Origin of the sequence: Streptomyces sp. NPDC047869 (genome assembly GCF_040704065.1) — a bacterium.
In the GTDB taxonomy this organism is placed as follows: domain Bacteria; phylum Actinomycetota; class Actinomycetes; order Streptomycetales; family Streptomycetaceae; genus Streptomyces.
Window position 1 is genome coordinate 1 of record NZ_JBEYRK010000024.1, and the last position, 25895, is coordinate 25895.

22 protein-coding genes are annotated in these 25895 nt (G+C 71.6%); 5 read left to right on the top strand and 17 right to left on the bottom strand.

Annotation, left to right across the window (positions count from 1 at the left end):
- The 3 genes from AB0924_RS26810 to AB0924_RS26820 all read right to left on the bottom strand — a co-directional run.
- Window positions 1-374, bottom strand: a 374-nt coding sequence (locus AB0924_RS26810) for a carboxyl transferase domain-containing protein (protein WP_358935699.1), incomplete at its 3' end; no start/stop codon positions are given.
- Between the two features lie 154 nt (window positions 375-528).
- Window positions 529-2853 (bottom strand): polysaccharide lyase 8 family protein, encoded by a 2325-nt coding sequence (locus tag AB0924_RS26815; RefSeq protein WP_366912738.1) that lies wholly within the window; start codon window positions 2851-2853, stop codon window positions 529-531.
- A 24-nt stretch (window positions 2854-2877) separates the two neighbouring features.
- On the bottom strand, window positions 2878-3384 hold the full coding sequence (locus tag AB0924_RS26820) for a hypothetical protein (protein WP_366912739.1): 507 nt from the start codon (window positions 3382-3384) through the stop codon (window positions 2878-2880).
- 269 nt (window positions 3385-3653) lie between these two features.
- Here AB0924_RS26820 and AB0924_RS26825 point away from each other — a divergent pair, with 269 nt between their 5' ends.
- Window positions 3654-4259, top strand: coding sequence for a YceI family protein (locus AB0924_RS26825; protein WP_358935693.1), 606 nt, complete (start codon window positions 3654-3656; stop codon window positions 4257-4259).
- A gap of 76 nt (window positions 4260-4335) precedes the next feature.
- Here AB0924_RS26825 and AB0924_RS26830 read toward each other — a convergent pair whose 3' ends face one another.
- From AB0924_RS26830 to AB0924_RS26840, 3 genes are all read right to left on the bottom strand, one after another.
- On the bottom strand, window positions 4336-4710 hold the full coding sequence (locus AB0924_RS26830; RefSeq protein ID WP_366912740.1) for a VOC family protein: 375 nt from the start codon (window positions 4708-4710) through the stop codon (window positions 4336-4338).
- Between the two features lie 254 nt (window positions 4711-4964).
- Window positions 4965-6314 (bottom strand): hypothetical protein, encoded by a 1350-nt coding sequence (locus AB0924_RS26835; protein WP_358935691.1) that lies wholly within the window; start codon window positions 6312-6314, stop codon window positions 4965-4967.
- 58 nt (window positions 6315-6372) lie between these two features.
- Entirely contained in the window at window positions 6373-9384 is a 3012-nt protein-coding gene (locus AB0924_RS26840) for a glycoside hydrolase family 3 N-terminal domain-containing protein (protein ID WP_366912741.1), read from the bottom strand.
- 234 nt (window positions 9385-9618) lie between these two features.
- Here AB0924_RS26840 and AB0924_RS26845 point away from each other — a divergent pair, with 234 nt between their 5' ends.
- From AB0924_RS26845 to AB0924_RS26855, 3 genes are all read left to right on the top strand, one after another.
- Window positions 9619-11487: a ricin-type beta-trefoil lectin domain protein gene (locus AB0924_RS26845; protein WP_366912742.1), complete on the top strand. Its 1869-nt coding sequence runs from the start codon at window positions 9619-9621 to the stop codon at window positions 11485-11487.
- A gap of 36 nt (window positions 11488-11523) precedes the next feature.
- Window positions 11524-12006, top strand: a complete 483-nt coding sequence (locus AB0924_RS26850; RefSeq protein WP_366912743.1) for a hypothetical protein — start codon at window positions 11524-11526, stop codon at window positions 12004-12006.
- An 82-nt stretch (window positions 12007-12088) separates the two neighbouring features.
- Window positions 12089-12691: a GPP34 family phosphoprotein gene (locus AB0924_RS26855; protein ID WP_366912744.1), complete on the top strand. Its 603-nt coding sequence runs from the start codon at window positions 12089-12091 to the stop codon at window positions 12689-12691.
- Window position 12692: 1 nt separating this feature from the next.
- Here AB0924_RS26855 and AB0924_RS26860 read toward each other — a convergent pair whose 3' ends face one another.
- From AB0924_RS26860 to AB0924_RS26900, 9 genes are all read right to left on the bottom strand, one after another.
- Complete coding sequence (locus AB0924_RS26860; protein ID WP_366912745.1) at window positions 12693-13121, bottom strand: VOC family protein; 429 nt, start codon at window positions 13119-13121, stop codon at window positions 12693-12695.
- Between the two features lie 13 nt (window positions 13122-13134).
- Entirely contained in the window at window positions 13135-14745 is a 1611-nt protein-coding gene (cimA, locus tag AB0924_RS26865; protein ID WP_358935679.1) for a citramalate synthase, read from the bottom strand.
- Window positions 14746-15092: 347 nt separating this feature from the next.
- Complete coding sequence (locus AB0924_RS26870) at window positions 15093-15704, bottom strand: TetR/AcrR family transcriptional regulator (RefSeq protein WP_358935677.1); 612 nt, start codon at window positions 15702-15704, stop codon at window positions 15093-15095.
- Window positions 15705-15713: 9 nt separating this feature from the next.
- Window positions 15714-16733: an agmatine deiminase family protein gene (locus AB0924_RS26875; RefSeq protein WP_366912746.1), complete on the bottom strand. Its 1020-nt coding sequence runs from the start codon at window positions 16731-16733 to the stop codon at window positions 15714-15716.
- Between the two features lie 15 nt (window positions 16734-16748).
- Window positions 16749-18473, bottom strand: a complete 1725-nt coding sequence (locus AB0924_RS26880) for an urease subunit alpha (protein ID WP_366912747.1) — start codon at window positions 18471-18473, stop codon at window positions 16749-16751.
- Window positions 18470-19180 carry an urease subunit gamma gene (gene ureA, locus AB0924_RS26885; RefSeq protein WP_366912748.1) on the bottom strand — a complete coding sequence of 237 codons (711 nt, stop codon included), beginning with the start codon at window positions 19178-19180 and terminating at the stop codon, window positions 18470-18472. Before ureA ends, AB0924_RS26880 begins: the two co-directional genes overlap by 4 nt.
- Window positions 19181-19393: 213 nt before the next feature.
- Complete coding sequence (locus tag AB0924_RS26890; protein ID WP_366912749.1) at window positions 19394-20482, bottom strand: branched-chain amino acid aminotransferase; 1089 nt, start codon at window positions 20480-20482, stop codon at window positions 19394-19396.
- Between the two features lie 246 nt (window positions 20483-20728).
- Window positions 20729-21772, bottom strand: coding sequence for a 3-isopropylmalate dehydrogenase (locus tag AB0924_RS26895; protein ID WP_358935667.1), 1044 nt, complete (start codon window positions 21770-21772; stop codon window positions 20729-20731).
- A gap of 142 nt (window positions 21773-21914) precedes the next feature.
- Complete coding sequence (locus AB0924_RS26900) at window positions 21915-22046, bottom strand: hypothetical protein (RefSeq protein WP_358935665.1); 132 nt, start codon at window positions 22044-22046, stop codon at window positions 21915-21917.
- A gap of 398 nt (window positions 22047-22444) precedes the next feature.
- On the opposite strand from AB0924_RS26900, the gene AB0924_RS26905 reads away from it, so the two are divergent.
- Window positions 22445-23323 (top strand): alpha/beta hydrolase, encoded by an 879-nt coding sequence (locus AB0924_RS26905; protein ID WP_366912750.1) that lies wholly within the window; start codon window positions 22445-22447, stop codon window positions 23321-23323.
- On the opposite strand, the gene AB0924_RS26910 is transcribed toward AB0924_RS26905, so the two are convergent.
- A complete protein-coding gene (locus tag AB0924_RS26910) occupies window positions 23283-24152 on the bottom strand; it encodes an alpha/beta fold hydrolase (protein ID WP_366912751.1) in 870 nt (289 codons plus the stop codon). The two genes, AB0924_RS26905 and AB0924_RS26910, sit on opposite strands and share 41 nt — an antisense overlap.
- A gap of 92 nt (window positions 24153-24244) precedes the next feature.
- Window positions 24245-25876: an L-glutamate gamma-semialdehyde dehydrogenase gene (gene pruA, locus AB0924_RS26915; protein ID WP_358935659.1), complete on the bottom strand. Its 1632-nt coding sequence runs from the start codon at window positions 25874-25876 to the stop codon at window positions 24245-24247.
- Window positions 25877-25895: the final 19 nt, after the last annotated feature.

Below are 25895 nucleotides of genomic sequence, written 5' to 3' on the forward strand. Positions count from 1 at the left end.
ATCTTCGTGGCGTGGGCCTCGCCCAGGGCGCCGCCGAAGATCCGGAAGTCATGGGCGTAGACGAAGACCGTACGGCCCTCCACCGTGCCCCAGCCCGTGATGACACCGTCGGTGTAGGGCTTCTTCGCCTCCAGGCCGAAACCGCTCGCCCGGTGCCGGCGCAGCTGCTCCACCTCCTGGAAGGAACCCGGGTCCAGGAGCAGCTCGATGCGCTCCCGTGCCGTCAGCTTGCCCTTGGCGTGCTGGGCGGCGGTCGCCTTCTCGCTGGGGCCGGCCACGGCCCGGGCACGGATCTCGTGCAGCTCGGCGACTCGCCCACGCGCGTCCGCCGGCTCCGCGGTCGGCTCACCCGTCGTCTCTTCCAAAACGGTCATGTAGTGACCTTACGAAGGACACCAAGGAAAGCGAGCCGTCGACTCCGTACAGTCTCCGGACCGTTTTCCTGGTAGCACTGAACAGAACCACAGCGACATGCAGGCGTTCCGACTGCTCAGAGGGCGCTTCCGTTGTAGGGGGGCCACAAAGCCGTCACCTGAGAGCGACCTCACATTGATGGGTGGCACATGCCATCCCTGGAGTGACACGGAGCCTCAGACGGCGGTCGACGGCGAGGACCCGCACGGTGTCGTCGGCGTGCAGGACCGAGCGCACCGGGCGGTCCCAGACGATCTCCAGCGGCACGCCCGTGCGGGGCGGCTCGCTGATCCACAGCGTAGCGGTCCGGCCCCGGCGGCGGACGAGCACGCTCGCGCCCGCGGCGGCGGACAGGCCGCCGGCCGTGCCGGCCTCCCAGAAGCTGACCGCGGTCACGCCCAGCGAGGGCACGGCGACGGCCTGGTGGCAGGCGTCGTTGGCGAGGACGCGCAGCCAGTGGCGGTCCGCGGCCCGGGCGGCGACCTCGCCGCGGTCCGCGCCGGGCATCAGGACGTAGACGTAGGCCGCGCCGGCCGGATCCGTGCCGTGGTCGAGCCAGAGGGTCTGCCAGCGGCGGGTGCGCCGCTCGTCGGTGCTGGTGGTGTTGATGTCGGACCAGGCGCCGGTGCGGTCCTCGCGGAGGGTGCGCAGCACGCCGCCACTGGGCAGCAGCCAGCCGCCGTGCTCCTCCAGATGGGCCCAGCCGGGGCCGCGCACGAAGGTCTGGGCGCCGCCCTCGCCGAGGTTGCGGTTGTCGACGACCGTCTCGACCGGGACGCCGTCGGCGCAGCTGATCCCGGCGCCCAGGCACACGACCGCGTCGGAGAGGAAGAACCAGGACTTGCGGGCCTCCAGCGTGGACTCCAGGCCCTTCAGGTGCTGGCCCACGGCCGCGTACTCGCCGTCGGTGGTGCCGCCGACCCAGCGGACGTCCGGCCTGGGCGCGCCCCACTCGCCGCCGGCCCGGTCGGCGAGGCGTCTGGTGGAGACGGTGGTGCCGGGCAGCCGGTACCAGTCGACGGTCGGCCAGTACCAGTCCGTGTACTGGTCGGACCGGGCGCCGCGCCCCACCGGCCACCAGGAGAGCATCCCGGAGCCGGTGTGCCAGCCGCGCGGGTTCTCGCCGTTGCCGCACTCGTAGTGGGCGATGCGGTCGCCGGCCATGGAGAGCGCGGCGGTGAAGCGCGGGCCGCGGTGGATGGCGCGGTCCATGGCCGGGAAGAGCCGGTGACCGAGGGGTTCGGGGGCCGCGGGTACGGGCGAGGCGGCGACGGCGTGCAGCCGGACCAGGTCCGCGACGCCGAACTGAGGTGCCGTCAGGATCGGTGTCACGGTGTCCCGTTCGATCCAGCCCTTGACGCGCCCGTACCAGCGCCGCCGCTCCTCCTCCCTCGCGCCGTCGGCCAGCAGGGCGACGGCCGCGATCAGCGCCTGGCCGTGGTAGTGGTCGCCGCGCATGATGTGCTGGTCGTCGTCGCGCAGGTAACCCCGGCTGATGGCGCGGCCGTTGACGCAGTCCATCACGAGTCCGTCGTGGATCAGGGGGGCGTAGGCGTGCTCGACGCCGTCCAGGACGTTCCGCCGGGCCGGATCGGTGATCTCCCACTGGGAACCGGCGAGCAGGGCGAAGAGCCGGCCCAGACCGTCCAGCAGGACCTGGCCGTAGGTGCCGGAGTAGGCGACCCAGGTGTGCTGCACGAAGGAGCCGTCGGCGTAGAGGCCGTCGCCCCCGGTCACGTACGGGAAGACCGGCGAGAGGGCGTCCCGGGCGAGCGCGAGGCGGTCACCGGCCCTGCCGAGGATGCCGCGCAGGGCGACGGAGCGGCACAGGTCGACGCGGTTGGCTCCGGTGGAGGTGCCGGAGTACTCGGAGAGCATCGCGTCCGGGATGAAGTGGTCGACGGTGGCGCAGGCCGCCGCGACGCGGTCCGCGCCGAGGTGTTCGTACAGGGCGGCCGTGATGTCGGTCAGCAGCCGGGGGCTGCCGATCTGCCACTCCCACCAGTTGCCGTAGCGCGTGGTGGCGGGGTTGTAGACGGTTTCGGAGAGGTGGTCGAGGCCGCGGAGCACACCGGCGAGGAGGGCGTCGTCGCCGCTGGCGCCGGTGCCGGGCTGCACGTACGCCTGGGCCATGGTCCACAGGCGGCCGTAGCTGAAGGTGATCCCGGCGGGCGGGTCGAAGGGGCGGCCGGGCCACAGGGAGCCGGCGGCGGGGGTCATGCCGGAGTGGAAGTCACGGGCCGCAGTGCCGAGTTGGGCGAGGCGGGAGGCGTACGGCTCGGCGGCCGGGTCGTATCCGGTGCCGAGGGCGATGTCGAGCCACCGGCGGCGGAGGGTGTCGAAGGGGTCGGCGCCCGCCGCCGCGCGGGCGACGGGCGCCGTGGCGGCGGTGAGGGCGGCGGCCAGCAGCAGTGCGCGTCGGCTCGGTCCCGTGCTCATGCGGCCGGTCACCGCCCTCCTGGCTCAGCAGCCGCCGCAGTTGTAGTACAGGACGTCCCAGTGGTTGCCCTCGTCGGCGTAGATGTTGCCGGAACCGGACTTGTACTTCGGGGCGCCGTCGCCGCGCAGGCCGATGTAGCTGAAGTTGTTCTTGATGTACGAGGTGACGCAGGTGTTCTTGCCGTAGTCGAGCTTGTAGCCGTTCCAGTGGGAGTAGGTGCCCGAGGCGTGGCCCGTCTCGGTGCCGCCGGTGATGTTGAGGGCGCAGCCGCTGGCCCCCTTCAGGGTCTGGGCACCCTGGGCGGTGGCGAGGTTGAGCTGCTCGAACGAGGTGCAGGTGGAGTTGTTCCGGTCGGAACAGTTGCCGGAGGACGACCAGGTGATGCCGGAGGAGCGGAACATCCCGGTGGCGGTCGAGTGACTGATCTTGGTGACGGCGAAGGCGTCGGTGGCGGTGCCGACCACGGCGACGCCGGGGGCGACGACGAGGGCGAGCGCGGTCAGGACGGAGCGGGCCTTCAGGACCTTCATGGGGAGAGACCTTCCTGCGGTGGGCCGTGTCTGCTGTGGTTCGGCTGTGCAGGTGGTGCGGGTGCGCAGAGAGATGGTGCCCGAGGTCTACGCGCGTTCGCCAGAGGGCGTGCCCTGGTTACTCTCCGTTCCTTGGGGAACACGTGGCGGATGATGTTGAAAACTCAACGGAATAGGTCTACCGTCGAAGCCGTTGGGCTAGTTGAACGTTAAACAGAAACCCGTCGCGGCTTCCCCACGGAGCCGCGGCCGTCCCCAAGGAGCACCGCATGGGTATCTTCGGCCGCAAGGAAAGCGCCCCCGAGACCACCGCCACCCCCGCCGCCGGCCCCGATCTGGCCGCGCTGAGCGGCGACTACACGATCGACCCGGCCCACACCACGATCGGCTTCGTGGCCCGTCATGCGATGGTCACCAACGTCAAGGGCGGCTTCCAGGAGTTCACCGGCGCACTGCACCTGGACGGCGGCGAGCCCGCCAAGTCCACCGCCACCCTCGATGTCCGGATGGACAGCATCGACACCGGCAACGCCGACCGCGACGGGCACCTGAAGTCCTCGGACTTCTTCAAGACCGACGAGTTCCCGGCGATGACCTTCCGCTCCACCCGGGCCGAAGCGCTCGGCGGCGACGACTACCGCATCACCGGCGACCTCTCCATCCTCGGTGTCACCAAGCCGATCACCATCGACCTGGAGTTCAACGGCGCCGCGAAGGACCCCTTCGGCAACGAGCGCGTCGGTTTCGAGGGCAAGGCCGAGATCCTGCGCTCCGAGTGGGGCCTGACCTGGAACGCGGCCCTGGAGACCGGCGGCGTCCTCGTCTCCGACAAGATCAAGCTGGTCTTCGACATCTCGGCCATCAAGGACGCCTGAGCCCGCGGCGCCGCACCGGCGCCCGGCCGGCCTGTCCGGGCGCCGTGTTCCGGGCGCCCGGGCAGGACTTCGCCGTCTACAGGTAGGGGCGGGTGATCAGCTCGATCGCGTGACCGGCGGGGTCCTTGAAGTACACCCCGCGGCCGCCGTGCTCGGTGTTGGTCTCCCCGGGGCGCCGCATGTGCGGATCGGCCCAGTGCTCGACGCCGCGGTCGCACAGTCGCCGATAGGCCCGGTCGAACAGTTCGTCGTCGATCAGGAACGCGTAGTGCTGCATCTGGATCTCCACCGGCGGCTCGGCGAACTGAAGCAGCACGCCGTCGTGGAGCTGGATGTTGACGAACGGGCCCCAGGACGGCGCTTCGGGGAGTTCCAGCAGCTCCCGGAAGAACCGGGCCGACTCGTTGCGGTCCTTGGCGGCGATGATGGTGTGGTTGAACGTGACTGGCATGTGGCTGACCTCGCTGTTGCTCGGGCACGAAGAGATGGACTCGTGGTGCTCGGGCGCGGGGAGGTCCGCGTGCGGAGCCGGGGTGCCTTCCGGGCACCCTCCGTGCGGTCAGTCCTCCACCGGGTGGCCGATCCGTGTGTGGCGCGAGGCCGGTCCGGTGTTCACGTCGCCTGACGTTACTTGATCACACCGGCCGCGACAACGGTGCGGCCAGGAGCGGCGTTTGTGCCCGCCGCGGCGGCCGGCGCGGCGGGTCAGAAACCGCCGCCGAAGTCTCCGCCGCCTCCGCCGTCGAAACCGCCGCCGTCGCCGAAGCCGCCGCCGAAGTCCCCCGGGTCGAAGTCGGCGCCGGAGACGTCGCCGCCCTGGTAGCCGGCGGCGCCGAAGTCGCCGTAGCCGGTGCCGTAGTCGGAGGCGTAGGACGGGGTGGCCATCATGCTGCCCAGCACGGTGCCGACCAGGAGACCGGGGAGGATGCCGCCGCCGAAGTAGCCGCCGGCCCAGGGGCCGTAGGCGGGGCCGGCGTCCCAGTAGGGGCGGCGGCCGTAGTCGGTGTCGACCTCGCGGATCACCGGGTCGCGGCCGTCGGCCAGGCGGGTGGCGTCCGCGGCGCAGACCGGCACCTCGCGGAGGCTGCCGCCGGGCGGGGTCCAGGCCGCGTCGGTGACGGAGGGGCCGTGGCGGGGGTCGAAGAAGCAGGGCGGACGGCGCTCCGGCAGGGGGCGGCCCTCGCGGCGGGCGGCCAGTCGGGCGAGGGAGAAGCGGCCGTCCTCCAGGGCCTCGGTGACCGCCCTGACGTCCTCGGGTCCGCGTGCCTCGGCCATGTGCTGCTTGGCCTTGTCGTAGGCGTCGAGGGCCCGTTCGTAGTCCGCGCGCATCGCGTCGTCGGCGCCCGGCTCGGCCGGCTGGAAGTCCAGCCGGTCGAGTTCCTCACCGAAGGCGGTGATGTCCTCGTCCACGACCACCCGCAGCCGGTCCAGCGCGGCCCGCTGCTCCTCGGCGTGACGGCGGCGGTTGCGGCGGACCAGGGTGTAGGCACCCGCGCCGCCGGCCACCAGGACGATGCCCACCGTGATCAGTGCCGTGCTCGACGCGCCCGATCCACCGCCCTGACCGCCCCAGCTCGCGGGTGCGCGGCCGCCCATGTTGGCCAGGGCGCGGTCGGTGAAGTCGGCGAGCTGCGTCTTGGCGTCCTCGCCCTGCACGCTGGCGACCAGGTTCCGCACGGCGGTGGGGGACAGCACCGAGGAGTCCGCGCGGGCGTCGAAGCGGTCGCCGAGCCGGATGGCGTACAGGCCGGTCACGCCGGTGGCCGTGCGCAGGTCGGAGAAGAGGTTCGCGGTGGGATACCCGGCGGGCAGGACCGTGATGAACAGGGGTTTGCCGGCGCCCTTGACCTGCTTGGCGAGGTCGTCGGCGTCGGCCCTGGACACCTGCCCGGAGGCCGCGGGGTCGACGTAGACCGGGCTCTTGCGCAGGGCCTGGGCGATGCTGGACACGCTGGTGGCCGCCATCGCACCGGGGGCCAGGGTGGTCGCGACCACCAGCGCCAGCGCGGCCAGCAGCAGCGCCAGGAGGCTTCGGGTCCGAGGGACGGCCTTCATCCTTCGAAACTACCCGAAGCCTCCCAAACCAGTCATGTACGCGGCTCGCCGGGGGGACTCACGCGGCCCGGCAGGCCTCCGTGAGCTTCTGCACCGCCTTCCCGTAGTGGCCGGTCAGCAGCAGGTGGTCCGCGTCGGCGAAGGGCTTCGCCACCGCCGCCGTCATGCGGTCGCCCAGCTCGTGCTGGACGATCAGCCGGGCCCTGGTGACCAGCTCCCGCCCGGCCCGGTCAGCGCCCGTCCGCTCCGCCGCCGCTGCCGCGATCCCGAGTGCCCGCAGCGTGGCCGGGCCGCCCCGCGGGACACGGGTGAGCGTGGTCAGGCCCCAGCCGTAGGGGAACTGCGGATCGTACGCCGCGTCACCGACGTTGATCGGGAGCTGGGACTCCGAACGGGGCCAGGTGACCGGAAGCTGCCCGGTGAAGGGCCGCCTGCCGTAGAGGACGTCGGCGACGCCGGCGCCCTCTGTGCCCGGCAGCCAGGAGGCGACCAGCGCGTCGATCCGGCCGAGCCGGTCACCGATGAGCTGCGGGCGCCCGGAGACGATCAGCACCGCGCACTTCATGGCCGCGCACACCTTGTCCACGGCGGCCTGGTCGGCGGCCGAGAGGGTGAGCCGGTGCCCGTTGCCGACGTCACCGACTCCCTCCGCGTACGGGGTCTCGCCGACGACGACCACACCGGCGTCGTAGCCCCCGGTCGGCGCGGAGGCGTCCTTGGAGTACGTGACGTCCCCGCCCGCCGCGCGCATGCCGTCGAGGATCGTCGAACCCGGGGTGGTGTTGCCGGAGCCGCCCTGCCAGGTGACGGTCCAGCCGCCGGTCTGGTTGCCGATGTCGTCGGCGTTGGACCCGGCGACGTAGACCTTCTGGCCCTTCTTCAGGGGCAGCAGCCCGCCGCTGTTCTTCAGCAGCACCTGGGACTCGGCCGCCGCCTCGCGGGCCACCGCCCGGTGCGCCGGGGAGCCGATGGCGGCGGCGCCGCGGGTGTCCGCGTACGGGTGCTCGAACAGGCCGAGCCGGAACTTCTGGGTGAGGATGCGGGAGACGGCGTCGTCGATCCGCCGCTCACCGATCCGGCCGGCCCGCACCTCGTCGACGAGCGTGCCGGTGAAGACCTTGTAGGTGTACGGCACCATCATCATGTCCAGGCCCGCGTTGACCGAGGTGCGCACGTGTGAGGCGTAGTCGCCGGGGAGCTGGTCGATGGCGTTCCAGTCGCTGATGACGAACCCGTCGAAGCCCATGCGGCCCTTGAGCACACCGTTGATCATGTCGGCGCGGGCGTGCATCTTCACCGGGCCCTGGCCGTCGCCGAGGATGTCGAGCGAGGAGTAGGAAGGCATGACCGTGCCGATGCCCCGGTCGACGGCGCTCTCGAACGGCGCCAGGTGGACGGCCTCGAGCTGCTGCCGGGTGACCTTGGTGACGCCCTGGTCGACCGTGTAGGTGCCGGTGGTCGAGGAGCCGTACTCGGTGCCGCCGTCACCGACGAAGTGCTTGGCGGTGGCGAGCACCTTGTCGCCGCGGCTGAGGTCCCTTCCGTCGGCCCGGCCCTGGAGGCCCTGGACGACGGTCTCCATCGACTCGACCAGCGCCGGGTCCTCGCCGAAGGACTCGTAGGAGCGTCCCCAGCGTTCGTCGCGGCTCACGCACAGACAGGGCGCGAAGTCCCAGGGGATGCCGGTGGCCCGGACCTCGGCCGCCGTCACCGCGCCGGTGCGCTCGGCCAGTTGGGGATCACGGGTGGCGCCGAGGCCGACGTTGTGCGGCATGATCGTGGCGCCGACCAGGTTGTTGTGGCCGTGGACCGCGTCGACGCCGTAGATCAGCGGGATCTGGAAGCGGGTCGCCTGAGCCCGTAGCTGGAAGCCGTCGATCATCTTCGCCCAGGCGTCCGGGGTGTTGGGCGTGGGCGTCGAGCCGCCGCCGGAGAGGAGCGAGCCGAGCGCGTATCCGGCGATGTCCCCCTGGTCGGTCAGGGCGCCGCGCTCGGCCTGGGTCATCTGGCCGGCCTTCTCCGCCAGTGACATCCGGCCCAGCAGGTCCGCCACCCGCTTCTTCACGGGCGACTTGGTGTTCAGATAGGGCAGTCCGTGGGCGTCGATGACGACCTGCGGCGTCTCGGCGGGTGCCTTGGCGCCGGTCACCGTGAGCTTCAGCGGGACGGTCTCGGCGGGCTCGGCGGCCTTGTCCCGGAGGGTGGGCACCCGAACGGTCCGCGAGGTGCCGGAGGCGGTGCCCGCCGGGAAGGTGAGGGTGCCGGAGACGGGGGTGTAGTCGCTCCCGGGGCCCGCGGTGCCGCCCGCCGTCGTGTACGTGACGGTCACGGGTTCGTCGAGGGGCCGGGCCCCGGTGGTGGCCACGGTGACGCCGACCTTCGCCGTACCGCCCTCCTCGACGGGGTACACGGCCGCGCCGGTGCTCACCGAGGCGCGCAGCGACTGGTCGGCCCTGCCGTACAACTCCACGCCGTCCATGGCGAAGTCGCCCTTGGCGCCGGCCGGCAGCGTGACCGCGTAACCCCACATCCGGTCGAGGCCGAGGACGTGGTCGATACCGCCGACGGGCTGGTAGTCCGTGCGGTAGGTGAAGTCGGTGAAGGGGATCTCGATCTGTTTCCAGCCGGCGAAGTCGTCGGTGAAGGACGTGGTCCACAGTTCGGAGGCCTCGCCGTGAGCCCCGCCGTCCTTGATCTCGAAGGCGATCTTCCTGCCGTTGTCCCGGCCGTCCCACCAGAACCGGATGCCCCGGTGGGCGGAACAGTCGTGGGCGGGCTCGCCGGCGGCGAAGTCGTGGGTGAACCCGCCGTAGCCGCTGATGTCGTAGGAGCCGGTGAGGACCTTGGCGCCCTCGGGGGCATCGGTGCGGGTGGCCAGTTGGAGGGCGGGCGGGTCGTCCGTGTCGCCGCCCCAGGTGAAGATGCCCTCGGCGGGCTGGGCGGCGAAGGGGACCTCCCCCTCGAAGCGGTCGACGGGGACGGGGGCGGGATCGTCGGCGGCTCGCGCGGTCGCCCAGGGGAGCAGCCCGGTGAGGAGTGCGGCGGAGACGAGCAGGGCGGTTCTTCGCATGTACCTTCCCTCGGCTCTTGATTCACTCATGACTTAGATCACGCCGTGAGTTAACTGGGTCAACAGGGCGCCGTCAATACTTCACGTCAGAAGTGGTGCGAGGCCAACAGGCGGCCGGATGACGGCGGTTGTGCGTTCGGAAGCTGAATGCGCAACCTCTTGACGCGCCCACGAAGCCGTCATTTACTCACGGCTCGCACGCCCCCCATCCCCCACCCCGAAGGGCGGCGCTCCATGAGACGACCCCTGCGCACGGCCCGGCTGCTGCTCGCCGGCCTGCTGACCACCGCCGGGCTCACGACCGTCGGCATGCCCACCGCGCACGCGGCCGGCGAGCAGGTCACGGCCTGGCTGACCACCACCGACGACTCCGGCGGACGACATGTCGTGCGCGGCCTCCAGGCGCAGACGCCGTTCGCCTTCCAGTCCGGGGCCGGCGGCAGCGGCGAGAACATCACCGTCGACGAGAACACCCGGTACCAGACCTTCACCGGCGGCGGCGCGTCGTTCACGGACACCGCGGCCTGGCTGATGAACGGCAGCGGCGCGCTCTCGCAGGCGGCGCGGGACACGGCCATGAGGAAGCTGTTCTCGCCGACGGACGGTATCGGGCTGTCGTTCCTGCGCAACCCGATGGGCGCCTCGGACCTGGCGCGGTACGGGTACACGTACGACGACGTGCCGGCCGGGCAGACCGACCCGAACCTGAACGGCTTCTCCATCTCGCACGACCTCGCGGACGTCGTCCCGCTGACCAGGCAGGCCCTCCAGCTCAACCCCTCCCTGACCGTCATGGCCTCGCCGTGGACGGCGCCGGCCTGGATGAAGGACAGCGGTTCGCTCAACGGCGGCTGGCTGAAGGCGGAGGACTACGGGGCCTACGCCTCGTACTTCGTGAAGTACCTCCAGGCGTACAAGAACCAGGGCATCGACGTCTCGTACGTCACCCCGCAGAACGAGCCGACGTGCTGCTCCGGCTATCCCTCGATGAGCTGGAACGCCTCCGGCATCCAGTACTTCCTCAAGAACGAGCTGCTGCCCAAGCTCCAGTCCGCCGGCCTGCGGACCAAGGTCCTGGCGCACGACTGGAACTGGGACGTCTACGACTCCTACGCGGCCCAGAGCGTCGACGACGCGGCGATCCGCAACCACCCCAACTTCGGCGGCATCGCCTGGCACGGCTACGGCGGTGACATCGCCAAGCAGACCTCGGTCCACAACCAGTACCCGAACCTGGACGCGTTCGGCACCGAGCACTCCGGCGGCACCTGGATCGCCAACCAGCAGCGCGAGGACATGAACAACATCATCGACTACACCCGCAACTGGGCGAAGTCGGTGACCAAGTGGTCCCTCGCGGTGGACCAGAACATGGGCCCGCACCACGGCGGTTGCGGCACCTGCACCGGCCTGGTCACCGTGCACAACGGCGACGGGGCGAGCGGGACCGTCGACTACACCGTCGAGTACTACACGATGGGCCACCTGACCAAGTTCGTCCGGCCGGGCGCCCAGCGCATCGCGTCGACGGCGTCGAGCGCCGTGCCGAACGTGGCGTGGCGCAACCCGGACGGCAGCAAGGCGCTGATCGCGTACAACGACTCGGCGTCGGCGAGGACGGTGACCGTCAACTGGGGTGGGCAGCACGCCACTTACTCGCTGCCCGGCCGGACCTCGGCCACGTTCACCTGGTCCGGCACCCAGTCCGGCGGCTCCGCGAGCAGCGGCTCGTTCGTCGGACTGGCCGGCAAGTGCCTGGACGTGGCGGGCGGTTCGAGCGCGAACGGCACGGCGGTGCAGCTCTACTACTGCAACGGCAGCGCGGCGCAGAAGTGGACGGTCGCGGCCGACGGCTCGGTCCAGGCGCTCGGCAAGTGCCTCGACGTCACGTCGGGCTCGACCGCCGACGGGGCGAAGGTGCAGTTGTACGACTGCAACGGAACCGGTGCCCAGCGGTGGTCGTACAACTCCGGCACCGGTGATGTGGTGAACACGGCGGCCGGCAAGTGCCTCGACGTCACCGACGACTCGTCGGCGAACGGGGCCCGGGCCCAGATCTGGTCGTGCACCGGGGCCGCCAACCAGAAGTGGAGACTGCAGTAGGGCGGGACACCTTCCGCCCTCGAGAGGGGGCGGGTCATGCGCAGGAGTGCCGTACTCGCGGCGGTCGCCGGGTGTCTGCCGCTCGGCGGCTGCGCGGCGGTCGATCTGCCGCTGGCCGGGGTGGGCGTCGGGGCGGACGGTGCACCGTACGCGCTGTTCCGGCCGTGCGGTGACGACGCCTATCGGGGGCCCCACCTGGACGGGCGGCCGCGCGGTGGCGGCGACGGGCCAGTCACCACGGGATGGGACGTGCGGAAGGAGGATCTGCACGGGGACACCGAGTTCCCCCTGTTCACGCCGCCCGCGAGCTGGCGGGCCCGGCACCGGGGCGAGCGGCGGCTGCTCCCCCGCCACCGGTACGAGCTGGGCTTCGGGCACTACGTGACCGGCGACTCGTACAACGGAAGGGTGGAGTTCACCGCCGAGCGGATCGGGCGGCTCGGGCCCGGGCAGGTCTGGGCCGACGGCCGGGTGATGAGCCGGGCCGGCTTCGAGAAGCTCGCGGCGGATTCCTGCTGAGCGGCGCCGCCTTGTCGCGGATCGGCCTCCCACGCTTCATGGTGGTCGTAGGGAAAGCCGTCCGGGACCGGGAGCACGCCACATGACCACAGCACGGGATCTGTTCATCGTCGCCACCGACGTCCCCGGCGACCGCCCCGTGGAGCAGGGCGACCTGTCGCTGGCGCTCGCGGGTGCCGAGCTCGTCGACCTGCTCGGCACCCGGGCCGTGACCCTGGAGGGCGAGCGCGTGGTGCCGGGGCCGCCGCTGGCGCTGGACGACCGGATGCTGGACGAGGCGGGCTCGGCGCTGGTCCGGCAGGAGCCGTACGAGACGGCCGAGGACTGGCTGTGGCGCCGGGGCGAGGGGCTGGCCTCGGCCTATTTCGACATCCTGGACACCGAGGGGCAGCTCACCGGCGAGCGCAGGCCCTGGTTCCCGCGCCGGCCGCGGACCGCCGCGGGCGCCGACACCGCGGCCCGGCGGCAGGCCACCGACCGCTGGGAGTCCCGTGAGCCGGTCCTCGCCACGCTCGCGGCCGCCCTGGGCATCGGGGGCGGGGAGGGGGCCGGGGAGGAGTTCACCGACGAGCCGGTGGTGACCGTGCTGGCCGCGGTCGGCGACGCGGTGACGGAGCTGACCGCCGTGCGGCAGCGCCGGGAGATCGAGAACGCGGCCTTCGACAACATCTGGCGGGCGCCCTGACTCAGCGGACCGGCTGCCCGATCCCCAGCAGGTTGCCCTCGCTGTCCCGGAACCAGGCGCCGCGCTCCCCGCGGGCGCCCTTGCTCGGGTAGTTGCCCTCGACCTCGGCGATGCCGTCCCGGGTGCGGAACCCGGGCGCGTCGACCTCCTCGAACACCACCCCGCGCCGCCTCAGCTCCGCCACGACCGACCCGAGGTCGTCATCGGTCTCGAAGCCCATCTGGGTGAAGGTGCCGGGCGAGGACCCGGTGGAGCGGAACAGCACGAAGTCCGTTCCGCCGCACCGGTACAGCAGCCCGCCGGGACGTTCGTCGACGGGCCGCAGTCCGAGTTTCTCGGCGTAGAAGCGCCTGGCCCGGTCCAGGTCCGCGGCGGGCAGCCGGGTCGCCACGCGGGCGCCGGACAGGGGGCCGCTGCCGTCTTCGCTCATGCCTCCACTGTGCCTACTCGGCCGGCTCCACGCCCGCCCGCAGCAGCCCGTAGGTGTAGGCGTCCTCCAGGGCCTGCCAGGACGCGGCGATGACATTCTCCGCCACGCCGACCGTGGACCACTCGGCGCCGCCGTCGGAGGTGGAGATCAGGACCCGGGTGGTGGAGGAGGTGCCGTGCACGCCTTCCAGGATGCGGACCTTGTAGTCCACCAGTTCCAGCTTGGCGAGCTGCGGGTAGATCTTCTCCAGCGCCACCCGCAGGGCCCGGTCCAGGGCGTTGACCGGGCCGTTGCCCTCCGCGGTGGCGACGATCCGCTCGCTCTTGGCCCACAGCTTGACGGTGGCCTCGTTGGCGTGGGTGCCGTCGGGGCGGTCCTCGACGATGGCCCGCCAGGACTCGACCTCGAAGTACCTCAGCGGCCTGCCCTCGACCTCGGCCCGGAGCAGCAGCTCGAAGGAGGCGTCGGCGGCCTCGTAGGTGTAGCCCTGGAGCTCGCGCTCCTTGACCCGCTCGACGACCCGGCCGACCAGTTCCCGGTCGCCGCCGAGGTCGATGCCGAGCTCCTTGCCCTTCAGCTCCACGGAGGCCCGGCCCGCCATGTCGGAGACGAGCATGCGCATGGTGTTGCCGACCAGCTCGGGGTCGATGTGCTGGTACAGGTCGGGGTCGACCTTGATCGCGGAGGCGTGCAGCCCGGCCTTGTGGGCGAAGGCGGAGACACCGACGTACGGCTGGTGCGTGGAGGGCGTGAGGTTGACGACCTCGGCGATGGCGTGCGAGATCCGGGTGGTCTCGCGCAGCCGGCCCTCCGGCAGCACCTTCTTGCCGTACTTCAGCTCCAGGGCCGCGACCACCGGGAACAGGTTGGCGTTGCCGACGCGCTCGCCGTAGCCGTTGGCCGTGCACTGCACGTGGGTGGCGCCGGCGTCGACGGCGGCCAGGGTGTTGGCGACCGCGCAGCCGGTGTCGTCCTGGGCGTGGATGCCGAGCCGGGCACCGGTGTCGGCGAGGACCGTGGAGACGACCGCGTGGACCTGGGCGGGCAGCATGCCGCCGTTGGTGTCGCAGAGGATGACGACGTCGGCGCCGGCCCGGGCGGCCGTGCGCACGACCGCCTTGGCGTACTCGGGGTTGGCGCGGTAGCCGTCGAAGAAGTGCTCGCAGTCCACGAAGACCCGGCGGCCCTGTTCGCACAGGTACGACACGGTGTCGCGGACCATCTCCAGGTTCTCGTCCAGCGTGGTGCGCAGCGCCAGCTCGACGTGCCGGTCGTGCGCCTTGGCGACCAGCGTGATCACCGGGGCGCCGGAGTCGAGCAGGGCCTTGACCTGGGGGTCGTCCGCCGCCTTGGATCCGGCGCGGCGGGTGGCGCCGAAGGCGACCAGCTCGGCGTGCCGGAAGTCGATCTCCGCTTGCGCCCGCGCGAAGAACTCGGTGTCCCGCGGGTTGGCGCCGGGCCAGCCGCCCTCGATGAAGCCGACGCCGAAGTCGTCCAGGTGCCGTGCGATGGCGAGCTTGTCCGCGACCGTGAGATTGATGCCCTCGCGCTGCGCGCCGTCGCGCAGCGTGGTGTCGAAGACGTGGAACGAGTCGTCGAGCTCGCTGGTTACCGTCTCGGTCATGAGTTCAAGGCTCCTGATTGTGAATCTTCGGTCTTACCGGAATGTCCGGCTCCACCGCCCCTGCGATACTCCTCGCGCCGCGCCTCCCGGCCGTGGGTGAGCCGGAAAACGAAAAGACCCCTCGCGGGTGCGAGAGGTCTGCGCGCGGGTCTGAGACGACGATGGCCACCCGCACCTGGTAGTACGAGATGGTCACTGCGGACCGGCGCGCCTGCTGCCGATAATCATGGCGAACGAGGGCACGGAGGAAGTTTCGCACAGTCCCGGCCCCGGCCGGCCGCCCGTCTCAGTATCCGGTCGCCATGGTGGACGGGGCGCGGCCCCGGCCCCGGACCCGCTCCGTGACGTCAGGCGTCCGTCGGCCGCGGTACGTGCAGTGCTTCGGCGAGGAACTCCCGCACGTGGGAGATCACCTGCTCGCGGTCCGTGCCGCGCAGGCCGATGGCGACATGGATGGAGAAGCCGTCCAGCAGGGCGCGCAGCCGGGTGGCGAAGCGGTCCGCGTCGACCGGCCGGAACTCGCCGCGCGAGACGCCCTCGGCGATCAGGGCGACCAGATCGCGGTGCCAGGCGCCCTCGATGGCGGCCTGCCGCTCCCGGGCGTCCTCGGCGGCGTTCTGCGAGCGGTTCCAGACCTCCAGCCACAGGGTCCAGTGCGGGTCGCGGTGGCCGTCGGGGACGTACAGGCCGACGTACGCCTCCAGCCGCTCGCGGGCGGAGCCCGGGCGGGCGAGCAGCCGGCCGCGCTCGGCGCCGAGCCGGCCCTCGCTCCACTCCAGGGTGCGCAGCAGCAGCTCGTCCTTGGAGCGGAAGTAGTACAGGAGGTGGCCGCTGCTCATCCCGACCTCACGGCCGAGCGCCGCCATGGTGAGCTTCTCCAGACCGCGCTCGGCGATCATGTCCATGGCGGCGGCGAGGACGTCCTCGCGTGGCGGCGCGTTCCTGCGCGCACCGGCCATCGGCTGCTCCTAGCTCTTCGGCTGCTGTTGTGTGATGCAGTGGATGCCTCCCCCGCCGGCGAAGATCGTACGGGCGTCCACCGGCGTCACCTCCCGATCGGGGAACAGACGGCGGAAGATGCCCGCCGCCACCTCGTCGTTCGGGTCGTCGAAGGCACAGAGCACGACGCCGCCGTTGCACAGGTAGTGGTTGATGTAGGAGTAGTCGACCCAGTCACCCTCCTCGTCCTTCACGACGGTGGGGGCGGGCACCTCGACTACCTCCAGGGGGCGTCCCTGGGCGTCGGTCTCGCCGCGCAGGATCTCCAGGTACGTCCTGGAGCGGGCGTGGTCCGGGTGGGCGGGATCCCGCTGGCTGTGCACGAGGACCGTGCCGGGCCGGGCGAAGGCGGCGACGATGTCGACGTGGCCCTGGGTGCCGTACCTGCCGTAGTCGCCGGACAGGCCGTGCGGGAGCCAGATCGCCTTGCTGGTGCCGAGCCTGGCGTGGATCTCCGCCTCGACCCGCTCGCGGCTCCACCCGGGGTTGCGGCCGGCGCCGAGCTGGACGGTCTGGGTGAGCAGCACCGTGCCCTCGCCGTCGACGTGGATCGCGCCGCCCTCGTTGACGAGTTCACTGCTCAGCACCGGCACCCCGGCCAGGTCCGCGACCTGGCGGGCGATCTTGGAGTCGTGCTCCCAGCGGGCCCAGTCCTGGCCGCCCCAGCCGTTGAACACCCAGTCCACGGCGGCCGGCCGGCCCTGCTCGTCGAGCACGAAGGTCGGGCCGATGTCGCGCATCCACGCGTCGTCGAGCTCGCGCTCCACCAGTTCGACGTCCGGGCCGAGCAGTGCGCGCGCCGGCTCGCCCTGGCCGGGGCCGTGCACCATCGTCACCGGCTCGAAGCGGCGTACCGCGCGGGCCACCCGGGCCCAGGCGGTGCGGGCCGCGGCCAGCTCCTCGTCGTCGGCGAAGGTCGGGTTGGGGCCCGGCCAGGCCATCCAGGTGCGTTCGTGCGGGGCCCACTCGGGGGGCATGCGGTAGGTCATGAACAGGTCCTTGGATCAGAGGAAGTAGAGCCGGTTGAGGGACACGGACTCGGCGGGTTCGGAGCGCAGCGGGTCGCCGTCGAGGGTGACCAGGCCGGTGCGCCGGTCGACGTCGACCGCTCCGGTGCGGGAGTTGAGCCGCAGGTCGGCCGGGCCGATGCCGCGGGTGCCGCGGACGGCGACCCGGCGGCGCCGGGTGGGCATCGTGTCGTTCCCCTGCTCGGCGGCGGCGCGGGCGACGAAGGCGACCGAGAGGTCGGCGGCGGTGGCGCCGTACGCGCCGAACTGCGGCGCCAGCACCAGGGGTTCGCAGGTGTCGGTGGCCGCGTTGGGGTCGCCGGTCACGCCGTAGGCCGGGAAGCCGGACTTGAGGACGAGCTGCGGCTTGGCACCGAAGTACTCCGGGCGCCACAGCACGATGTCGGCGAGCTTGCCGGTCTCGATCGAGCCGACCTCGTGGGCGAGGCCGTGCGCGATGGCCGGGTTGATGGTCAGCTTGGCGATGTAGCGCAGGACGCGGGCGTTGTCGTCGCCCTCGCCGTCGCCGTCCAGCGGGCCCAGCTCGGCCTTCATCTTGCCGGCCATGGCGAAGGTGCGCCGGACCGTCTCGCCGGCCCGGCCCATGCCCTGCGCGTCCGACGAGGTGATGCCGATCGCGCCCAGGTCGTGCAGGACGTCCTCGGCGCCCATCGTGCCGGCCCTGATGCGGTCGCGGGCCATGGCGGCGTCGCCGGGCAGGTCGGTCTTCAGGTCGTGGACGGAGACGATCATGCCGTAGTGCTCGGCGACCGCGTCCCGGCCGAAGGGCAGGGTGGGGTTGGTGGAGGAGCCGATGACGTTCGGGACACCGGCCATCTTGAGCACGTTCGGCACGTGGCCGCCGCCGCAGCCCTCGATGTGGAAGGCGTGGATCGTACGGCCCTCCAGCACCCGCAGGGTGTCCTCGACGGACAGGCACTCGTTCAGGCCGTCGCTGTGCAGGGCGACCTGGACGTCGTGCTCCTCGGCCACCCGCAGTGCCGTGTCGAGCGCGCGGGTGTGGGCGCCCATGTCCTCGTGCACCTTGAAGCCGCTCGCCCCGCCCTCGGCCAGTGCCTCGACGAGCGGTGCCTCGTGGGACGACGAACCCCGGCCCAGGAAGCCGATGTTGACCGGCCAGGCGTCGAAGGCGCCGAACGCGTGCCGCAGCGCCCAGGGCGAGTTGACGCCCACGCCCCACACCGGGCCGAACTCCTGCCCGATGATCGTGGTCACCCCGGAGGCGAGGGAGGCCTCCATGATCCGCGGCGACAGCAGGTGCACATGGGTGTCGACGGCGCCGGCGGTGGCGATCAGCCCCTCCCCGGACACGATGGACGTGCCGGTGCCGACGAAGACGTCGACGCCGTCCAGGGTGTCGGGGTTGCCGGCCCGGCCGATGGCGTGGATGCGCCCCTCGCGGATGCCGATGGAAACCTTGCGGATGCCCTGGACCGCGTCGATCACGACGACGTTGCTGATCACGACGTCGCAGGTGTCACGGACGGCGGCGGCCTTCAGGTGCAGCCCGTCGCGGGCGGTCTTGCCGAACCCGGCGAGGAACTCGTCGCCGTACCGCTGGGCGTCCGACTCGATCCGGACGGTCAGTCCGGAGTCGCCCAGACGGACGCGGTCGCCCGCCCGGGGCCCGTGGGTGGCCGCGTAGGCGTGCGGGTCGACGTGGATCGACCGGCTCACCTCGCGTCCCTTCGAGCGGCTCATCGCTCCTCGCCTCCGTCCTCTGCGTCCTGCTCCGTGACTCCCAGGTATCCGCAGGCCGCGGCCCTGCGCAGCGCTTCCCGCTTCGCGCCGGGCGCGTCCAGCGGGCCGTCGACCAGGCCGGCGAAGCCGATCGCGATCCGCTCGCCGCCGATCGGCACCAGGCCGACCTCCTCGCTCTGTCCCGGCCCGAACCGCACCGAGGAACCCGCCGGCACGGCGAGCCGCATGCCGTAGGACCGCTCGCGGTCGAAGTCGAGCCGCGGGTTGGCCTCGAAGAAGTGGAAGTGGGAGGTGACCGAGACCGGCACGGACGCGGTGTTGGTGACCCTGAGCCGGACGACCGGCGCGGGGTCGGCGTGCTCGGGACCGGGCAGCAGCGCACCGGGCGCCCGCTCCCCCAGACCGCCGCCGATGGGGTCGGAGACCACCGCGAGCCGGGAGCCGTCGTCGAAGACGGCCTCGACCATCACCTCGGTGACGACGTCGGCGACGCCCGGCAGCACGTCCTCGGGGCCGAGCGCCGAGCGGGCCGCCTCGACGGCCTCCGCGAGCCGCCGGCCGTCGCGGGCCGCCTCGCAGACGGTGTCCGCGATCAGCGCGGTGGCCTCCGGCACGTTCAGCCGGAGACCGCGCGCCCGGCGGGCCCGGGCCAGTTCGGCGGCCCCGAAGAGCAGCAGCCGGTCCCGCTCGGTGGGGGTCAGTCTCACGGCACGGCACCTCCTTGTCGTCCGTCGTTTAGAGCATCACTCTAAACGCAGCACCGATGCAAGGGGACTATTGGCCGCAGTGGCTCGATCAACGTCACATTGAGCGCCGCTCGAATCAGCGAGACCGAATCGGCCGGGTGAAGGTCCCCGAACGCACGGGGGCCGCCCCGGACGCGGAGGTCCGGGGCGGCCCCTGAGGACGCCTGGCGGGTGTCAGCCCAGCTTGTGCATCCAGCCGTGCTGGTCCTCGGCCTTGCCGCGCTGGATGTCGAGGAGGGCCTGGCGCAGGCGGACGGTGACCTCACCGGACTCGCCACCGCTCTGCTGCCACTCGGCACCGGCCCGCTTGACGGTGCCGACCGGGGTGATCACGGCCGCGGTGCCGCAGGCGAAGACCTCGGTGAGGGTGCCGTTCTCGGAGTCGCGCTGCCACTGCTCGACCGAGACCCGGCCCTCCTCGGACTTGTAGCCGAGGTCGCGGGCGACGGCGAGCAGGGAGTCACGGGTGACGCCCTCCAGGATGGAGCCGGTCAGGGTCGGCGTGACGATCTTGTCGCCGTACACGAAGTACAGGTTCATGCCGCCCAGTTCCTCGACCCACTTGTGCTCCACGGCGTCGAGGTAGCAGACCTGGTCGCAGCCCTTGGCGGCGGCCTCGGCCTGGGCGAGCAGGGAGGCGGCGTAGTTGCCGCCGGTCTTGGCGTCGCCCATGCCGCCGGGGACGGCGCGGACGCGGTCCTCGGAGACCCAGATCGACACCGGCCGGACCCCGCCCGGGAAGTACGCGCCGGCCGGGGAGGCGATGACGATGAACAGGTACTCGTTGGCGGGCTTGACGCCCAGGCCGACCTCGGTGGCGATCATGAACGGGCGCAGGTAGAGCGACTCCTCGCCGCCGTGCGCGGGCACCCAGTCCTTGTCCTGCTGGACCAGGACGTCGCAGGCCTCGACGAACGTCTCGACCGGCAGCTCCGGCATGGCGAGACGGCGCGCGGAACGCTGGAAGCGCTTGGCGTTCTGGTCGGGGCGGAAGGTGGCGACCGAGCCGTCGGGCTGGCGGTAGGCCTTCAGGCCCTCGAAGATCTCCTGGGCGTAGTGCAGGACGTTGGTGGCCGGGTCGAGGGGGATCGGCGCGTACGGAACGAGCTGGCCGTCGTGCCAGCCGCGCCCCTCGGTCCACTTGATCGTCACCATGTGGTCGGTGAAGTGGCGGCCGAATCCGGGGCTGGCCAGGATCGCCTCGCGCTCCGCGGCGGCGAGCGGGTGGGCGGAGGGCTTGAGCTCGATCGTGGGCGTCGTCATGAGTGCTTGTCCTTCACCGGTGAGTAGTGACCGGGCCGCGTTCGCGCCCTTCACCGGCCGGTGGCCGGTGCTAGGACGTCCGAGCTTTCCCTCATGTCGCGGCTCCGCGTTCGATTATCGCGCGCGGGCGACGCCGGACGGAATCGGGGTGAAAGCGGCCCAGTGGTTGATGGTGGCACCCGGCGAGGCACAAAAGAAGCCGCCGGGTGCGTGTGCGACCCGACGGCTTGTGCGTAGCGCGGCGGGTCAGCCGGCTACGCGTACGGCGAGGGCGTCGCCGATCTCGGAGGTGCTGCGGGCGGGCTTGCCCACCCGCTCGGTGAGGTCGGCGGCGACCGCGGCGTCGATGCGGTCGGCCTCGGCGTCGTGGCCGAGGTGGCGCAGCAGCAGCGCGACGGAGAGCACCGTGGCGCTGGGGTCTGCCTTGCCCTGGCCCGCGATGTCCGGGGCAGAGCCGTGGACCGGCTCGAACATGGACGGGAACTCGCGGCCGGGGTTGATGTTGCCGGAGGCGGCCACGCCGATGCCTCCGGAGACGGCGGCGGCGAGGTCGGTGATGATGTCGCCGAAGAGGTTGTCGGTGACGATCACGTCGAACCGGCCGGGGTCGGTGACCAGGTAGATGGTCGCCGCGTCCACGTGGATGTAGTCGGTGGTGACCTCGGGGTACTCCTCGGCCACCTTGTTGAAGACGTTCGTCCACAGGTGCCCGGCGAAGGTCAGCACGTTGTTCTTGTGGACCAGCGTGAGCTTCTTGCGCGGGCGGGCCTGGGCACGGGCGAAGGCGTCGCGGACCACGCGCTCGACACCGAAGGCCGTGTTGACGGAGACCTCGGTGGCGACCTCGTGCTCGGTGCCCTTTCGGATGGTGCCGCCGTTGCCCGTGTAGGGGCCCTCGGTGCCCTCGCGGACGACCACGAAGTCGATCTCCGGCTGGCCGGCCAGCGGGGTGGAGACACCGGGCAGCAGCTTCGACGGGCGCAGGTTGACGTGGTGGTCGAAGGCGAAGCGGAGCTTGAGCAGGAAGCCGCGCTCCAGCACGCCGGAGGGGACCGACGGGTCGCCGATGGCGCCGAGCAGGATGGCGTCGTGCCGCTTCAGGGCGTCGAGGTCGGCGTCGGTGAGGGTCTCACCGGTGGCGTGGTAGCGCTTGGCACCGAAGTCGTACTCCTCGGTCTCCAGCTTCACATCCTGCGGCAGGACGGCGGAGAGGACCTTCAGGCCCTCGGCCACGACCTCCTGGCCGATGCCGTCACCGGGGATCACTGCGAGATTGATGCTGCGAGACATGTCGGCACCCTACCTCCCGTCCCAGAGGATGACACGCCCTGTCCGCGATGCGGACATGTGGGCCGCCGGCCTCTTCCGGGCTGCGGCGCGACAGTGGGCCGCGCCGCAACCCGGCGGGTGCGGCTCCCGGATCGATGCCGGCTCAGTGGCCGGTCTCGCCGCCGTTGTCGCGGCGGTCGAGGGCGCGCTGGAGGGCGGCGGCGGCGTTCTTGCGCTCGGACTCGGCCGAGCGGGAAACGTGGCGGACTCGGCGGCGGACGGTCGTCTCGGCCATGGTGAATCGACTCCTTCGGGAAACCGGAGTACGGCAGGAGGGTTGCGAGAGACTCCCCCACTGCCGGATGGGCGCGGGCGGGGCCCCGGAGGGCGGGGAGCGGTGCCGCAGGGATTGCCTGCACGGGGCCCGGCTCACGACCGCCGTTCGCTGGATCGAGCGAGACGTTCGACTTCTACAAAACTAAGGGAGCCCGCCGCGCCTGTCTGCACAATTACTCGGACTTCCTACTATCTGAGACGGCGGATCCCGCCACACGGCCATGACCTGCACCTTGTCCGCGGGGCGGACCGGCCGGAGATGGGCGCCCCCATCGTCGAAGGCCTCACCCAGGGGCTCGACTTCTAACCTCTAAAACTCTCTTGACGGGTTAGACATGCGCGTGCTGGACTGCACCCATGTCCACTCACCAGGTCCACCACCGCACCGCCACCGTCCGCGGCCTCGAGGTGTACTACCGCGAGGCGGGCCCCTCCGACGCCCCGGTGCTGCTGCTCCTGCACGGCTTTCCGAGCAGCTCGCACATGTTCCGCGACCTGATCCCGCTGCTCGCCGACCACTACCGGGTGATCGCCCCCGACCACATCGGCTTCGGCCGGTCGGCGGCGCCCGGCCCGGCGGAGTTCTCGTACACATTCGCCGAACTCGCCGCCGTGACGGACGAGTTCACCCAGCGGCTGGGGCTGGAGCGGTACGCCCTGTACATCCAGGACTACGGCGCCCCGATCGGCCTGCGCCTGGCTCTCGCCCACCCCGACCGGGTGACCGCGATCGTCACGCAGAACGGCAACGCCTACGAGGAAGGGCTCGGCGAGGAGGCCTGGGCGCCCGTGCTGGCCCTGATCGAGAAGCGGACGCCGAAGACGGAGGCGCCGGTGCGGGAGATCTACTCCCCCGACGGCATCAAGTGGCAGTACCTGCACGGCGTTCCGGACCCCTCACTGGTCAGCCCGGACGCCTACGAACACGACGCGGCGCTGCTGGCCCGCCCCGGCCAGTCGGAGATCCAGCTCGACCTGATCTCCGACTACGGTGCCAACCTCGCGCTCTACCCGGCCTTCCACGAGTACTTCCGCGCCTCCCGGGTCCCGCTGCTCGCGGTCTGGGGCGGACACGACGAGATCTTCGTGCCGGCCGGCGCGCTCGCCTTCCAGCGGGACCTGCCGGAGGCCGAGGTGCACCTGCTGCCCACCGGGCACTTCGCCCTGGAGACGCACGCCGACGAAATCGCCGCGCTCATGCGGGACTTCCTCGGCCGTCACCTGCCCACCGGCTGAGCAGTTCGCGGAAGCCCTCGGGGTCGTCGACCCACGGCATGTGCCCCGCACCCGGGAAGGTCACCCGGCGGACATGCGGCAGCGCCCCGGCGAGGGAGTCGACGGCGGTACGGGGGCGGATGTCGTCGGCGCCGTCGACGATCAGCACCGGCACCCCGAGGGCCCGGCAGGCGGAGTGCAGCGCGCGGGTGCCCCAGGTGCGCCTGCGTTCCTCGTTGAGGGCGTCGGCGCACTCGGAGTTGATCCCGAACCAAGGCTCGGCCATGCGCCCGGCCGGCTCCAGGGCCCGGTCCCGGTCCTCGAACTCCACGGACCAGTGCAGCACGGCCCGTTCCCGCTCCTCGTCCTCCGTGCGCCGGGCGAGGCCGGACAACTCCCGCCAGCGGGCGAGGCGTTCGGGGTGGTCGGCGAGACGGGCGAGGAAGTTCTCCTTGTACCCGGGGTGCCAGCCGGCGTCCGGGCCGATGCCGGTGCCCGAGACGTACACCAGCGCGCTCACCCGGTCCGGATGCGCCAGGGCGTAGCTCAAGCCCAGCTGAGCGCCCCAGGAGTGGCCGAGCAGCGCCATCCGCTCCAGGCCGAAGTGTCGTCGTACGGCGTCGAGATCGGCCACGAACCGCTCACCGGTCCACGGGCCGTCGCAGCGCTCCGAGCGGCCGCAGCCGCGCTGGTCCCAGCGGATCACCGGGGTGACGTCCGCGAGCAGCGCGGCCAGGTCGCCGAACATGTCCCACAGGCCCGGGCCGCCGTGGCACAGCACCAGCGGGTCACCGGCGCCGCCCGAACGCTCCGCCCACAGCCGTACCCCGTCGTCCGCCGTCACCGTCATGAACGCATTGTGACAGGGCCGGAATTGGCAACGGGCCGGGAAGCCTGCTCGGGGGGCAGGCTTCCCGGCCCGAGTTCACGGGGCGGGCGAGGTCAGCCCATGTGCGGGTAGGAGTAGTCGGTCGGCGGGACCAGGGTCTCCTTGATGGCGCGGGTCAGGGTCCAGCGCATCAGGTTCTGCGGGGCGCCCGCCTTGTCGTTGGTGCCGGAGGCGCGGCCGCCGCCGAAGGGCTGCTGGCCGACCACGGCACCGGTCGACTTGTCGTTGATGTAGAAGTTGCCCGCCGCGAAGCGGAGCTTCTCCATCGTGTACGCCGCCGCGGCGCGGTCGCCCGAGATGACCGAACCGGTGAGGGCGTAGTCGGAGACCGACTCCATCTGGGTCAGCATCTCGTCGTACCGGTCGTCCTCGTAGACGTACACGGCGAGGAACGGGCCGAAGTACTCGGTGGTGAAGACCTCGTTCTCCGGGTCGGTGCACTCGACGACGGTCGGGCGGACGAAGTAGCCGACCGAGTCGTCGTAGCTGCCGCCGGCGACGATCGTGCAGGCCGCGTCCGCCTCGGCACGGTCGATGGCGGCCTTGTTCTTGGCGAAGGAGCGCTCGTCGATGACGGCGCCGATGAAGTTCGACAGGTCGGTGACGTCACCCATGGTCAGGTTGTCGACCTCGGCCGCGAACTCCTCCTTGAACCCGGAGTTCCAGATGGACGCCGGGATGTAGGCGCGGGAGGTGGCCGAGCACTTCTGGCCCTGGTACTCGAAGGCGCCGCGGGTCAGGGCGGTCTTCAGGATGGCGCGGTCGGCGCTCGGGTGGGCGACCACGAAGTCCTTGCCGCCGGTCTCGCCGACCAGACGCGGGTAGGAGCGGTACTTCTCGATGTTGTTGCCGACCGTCTTCCACAGGTACTGGAACGTCTTGGTCGAACCGGTGAAGTGGATGCCCGCGAGGTCCCGGTGCTCCAGGGCGACCTTGGAGACCTCGATGCCGTCACCGGTGACGAGGTTGATGACGCCCTTGGGCAGGCCCGCCTCCTCCAGGAGCCGCATGAGCAGCACGGCGGCGTGGGTCTGCGTCGGGGACGGCTTCCAGACCACGACGTTGCCCATGAGCGCGGGGGCGGTGGGCAGGTTCGCGGCGATCGCGCTGAAGTTGAACGGCGTGATCGCGTAGACGAAGCCCTCCAGCGGGCGGTGGTCCATGCGGTTCCAGACACCCGGGGAGTTCGCCGGGGGCTGCTCGGCGAGGATCTGGCGGGCGTAGTGGACGTTGAAGCGCCAGAAGTCGACCAGCTCGCAGGGGCTGTCGATCTCGGCCTGCTGGGCGGTCTTGGACTGGCCCAGCATCGTGGAGGCGGCGATGGTCTCGCGCCAGGGGCCGGACAGCAGCTCGGCGGCGCGCAGGATGATCGCGGCGCGGTCGTCGAAGGACATGGCGCGCCAGGCCGGCGCGGCGGCCAGGGCCGCGTCGACGGCGTCCTGGGCGTCCTGCTGGGTGGCGTGCCGGCCGGTGCCGATGACGGCCTTGTGGTTGTGCGGCTGGACGACCTCGAAGGGCTCACCGCCGCCGAGGCGCTTCTCGCCGCCGATGGTCATCGGCAGCTCGATCGGGTTCTCGGCCAGCTCCTTGAGCTTGGCCTCCAGACGGGAGCGCTCGGGCGAGCCGGGGGCATAACCGTGCACCGGCTCGTTGACCGGGGTGGGGACCTGGGTCACAGCGTCCATAGGATCCTTGACTCCTTGT

Bases quoted from the DNA above. Each gene is read 5' to 3' on its own strand.
- AB0924_RS26890 (WP_366912749.1), bottom strand. From the start codon at position 20,482: ATGACGACGCCCACGATCGAGCTCAAGCCCTCCGCCCACCCGCTCGCC.
- AB0924_RS26905 (WP_366912750.1), top strand. From the start codon at position 22,445: ATGTCCACTCACCAGGTCCACCACCGCACCGCCACCGTCCGCGGCCTC.
- AB0924_RS26820 (WP_366912739.1), bottom strand. From the start codon at position 3,384: ATGAAGGTCCTGAAGGCCCGCTCCGTCCTGACCGCGCTCGCCCTCGTC.
- pruA (WP_358935659.1), bottom strand. From the start codon at position 25,876: ATGGACGCTGTGACCCAGGTCCCCACCCCGGTCAACGAGCCGGTGCAC.
- AB0924_RS26830 (WP_366912740.1), bottom strand. From the start codon at position 4,710: ATGCCAGTCACGTTCAACCACACCATCATCGCCGCCAAGGACCGCAAC.
- AB0924_RS26835 (WP_358935691.1), bottom strand. From the start codon at position 6,314: ATGAAGGCCGTCCCTCGGACCCGAAGCCTCCTGGCGCTGCTGCTGGCC.
- AB0924_RS26840 (WP_366912741.1), bottom strand. From the start codon at position 9,384: ATGCGAAGAACCGCCCTGCTCGTCTCCGCCGCACTCCTCACCGGGCTG.
- AB0924_RS26850 (WP_366912743.1), top strand. From the start codon at position 11,524: ATGCGCAGGAGTGCCGTACTCGCGGCGGTCGCCGGGTGTCTGCCGCTC.
- AB0924_RS26825 (WP_358935693.1), top strand. From the start codon at position 3,654: ATGGGTATCTTCGGCCGCAAGGAAAGCGCCCCCGAGACCACCGCCACC.
- AB0924_RS26870 (WP_358935677.1), bottom strand. From the start codon at position 15,704: ATGGCCGGTGCGCGCAGGAACGCGCCGCCACGCGAGGACGTCCTCGCC.
- AB0924_RS26900 (WP_358935665.1), bottom strand. From the start codon at position 22,046: ATGGCCGAGACGACCGTCCGCCGCCGAGTCCGCCACGTTTCCCGCTCG.
- AB0924_RS26845 (WP_366912742.1), top strand. From the start codon at position 9,619: ATGAGACGACCCCTGCGCACGGCCCGGCTGCTGCTCGCCGGCCTGCTG.
- AB0924_RS26815 (WP_366912738.1), bottom strand. From the start codon at position 2,853: ATGAGCACGGGACCGAGCCGACGCGCACTGCTGCTGGCCGCCGCCCTC.
- AB0924_RS26880 (WP_366912747.1), bottom strand. From the start codon at position 18,473: ATGAGCCGCTCGAAGGGACGCGAGGTGAGCCGGTCGATCCACGTCGAC.
- AB0924_RS26910 (WP_366912751.1), bottom strand. From the start codon at position 24,152: ATGACGGTGACGGCGGACGACGGGGTACGGCTGTGGGCGGAGCGTTCG.
- AB0924_RS26875 (WP_366912746.1), bottom strand. From the start codon at position 16,733: ATGACCTACCGCATGCCCCCCGAGTGGGCCCCGCACGAACGCACCTGG.
- AB0924_RS26855 (WP_366912744.1), top strand. From the start codon at position 12,089: ATGACCACAGCACGGGATCTGTTCATCGTCGCCACCGACGTCCCCGGC.
- AB0924_RS26895 (WP_358935667.1), bottom strand. From the start codon at position 21,772: ATGTCTCGCAGCATCAATCTCGCAGTGATCCCCGGTGACGGCATCGGC.
- cimA (WP_358935679.1), bottom strand. From the start codon at position 14,745: ATGACCGAGACGGTAACCAGCGAGCTCGACGACTCGTTCCACGTCTTC.
- AB0924_RS26860 (WP_366912745.1), bottom strand. From the start codon at position 13,121: ATGAGCGAAGACGGCAGCGGCCCCCTGTCCGGCGCCCGCGTGGCGACC.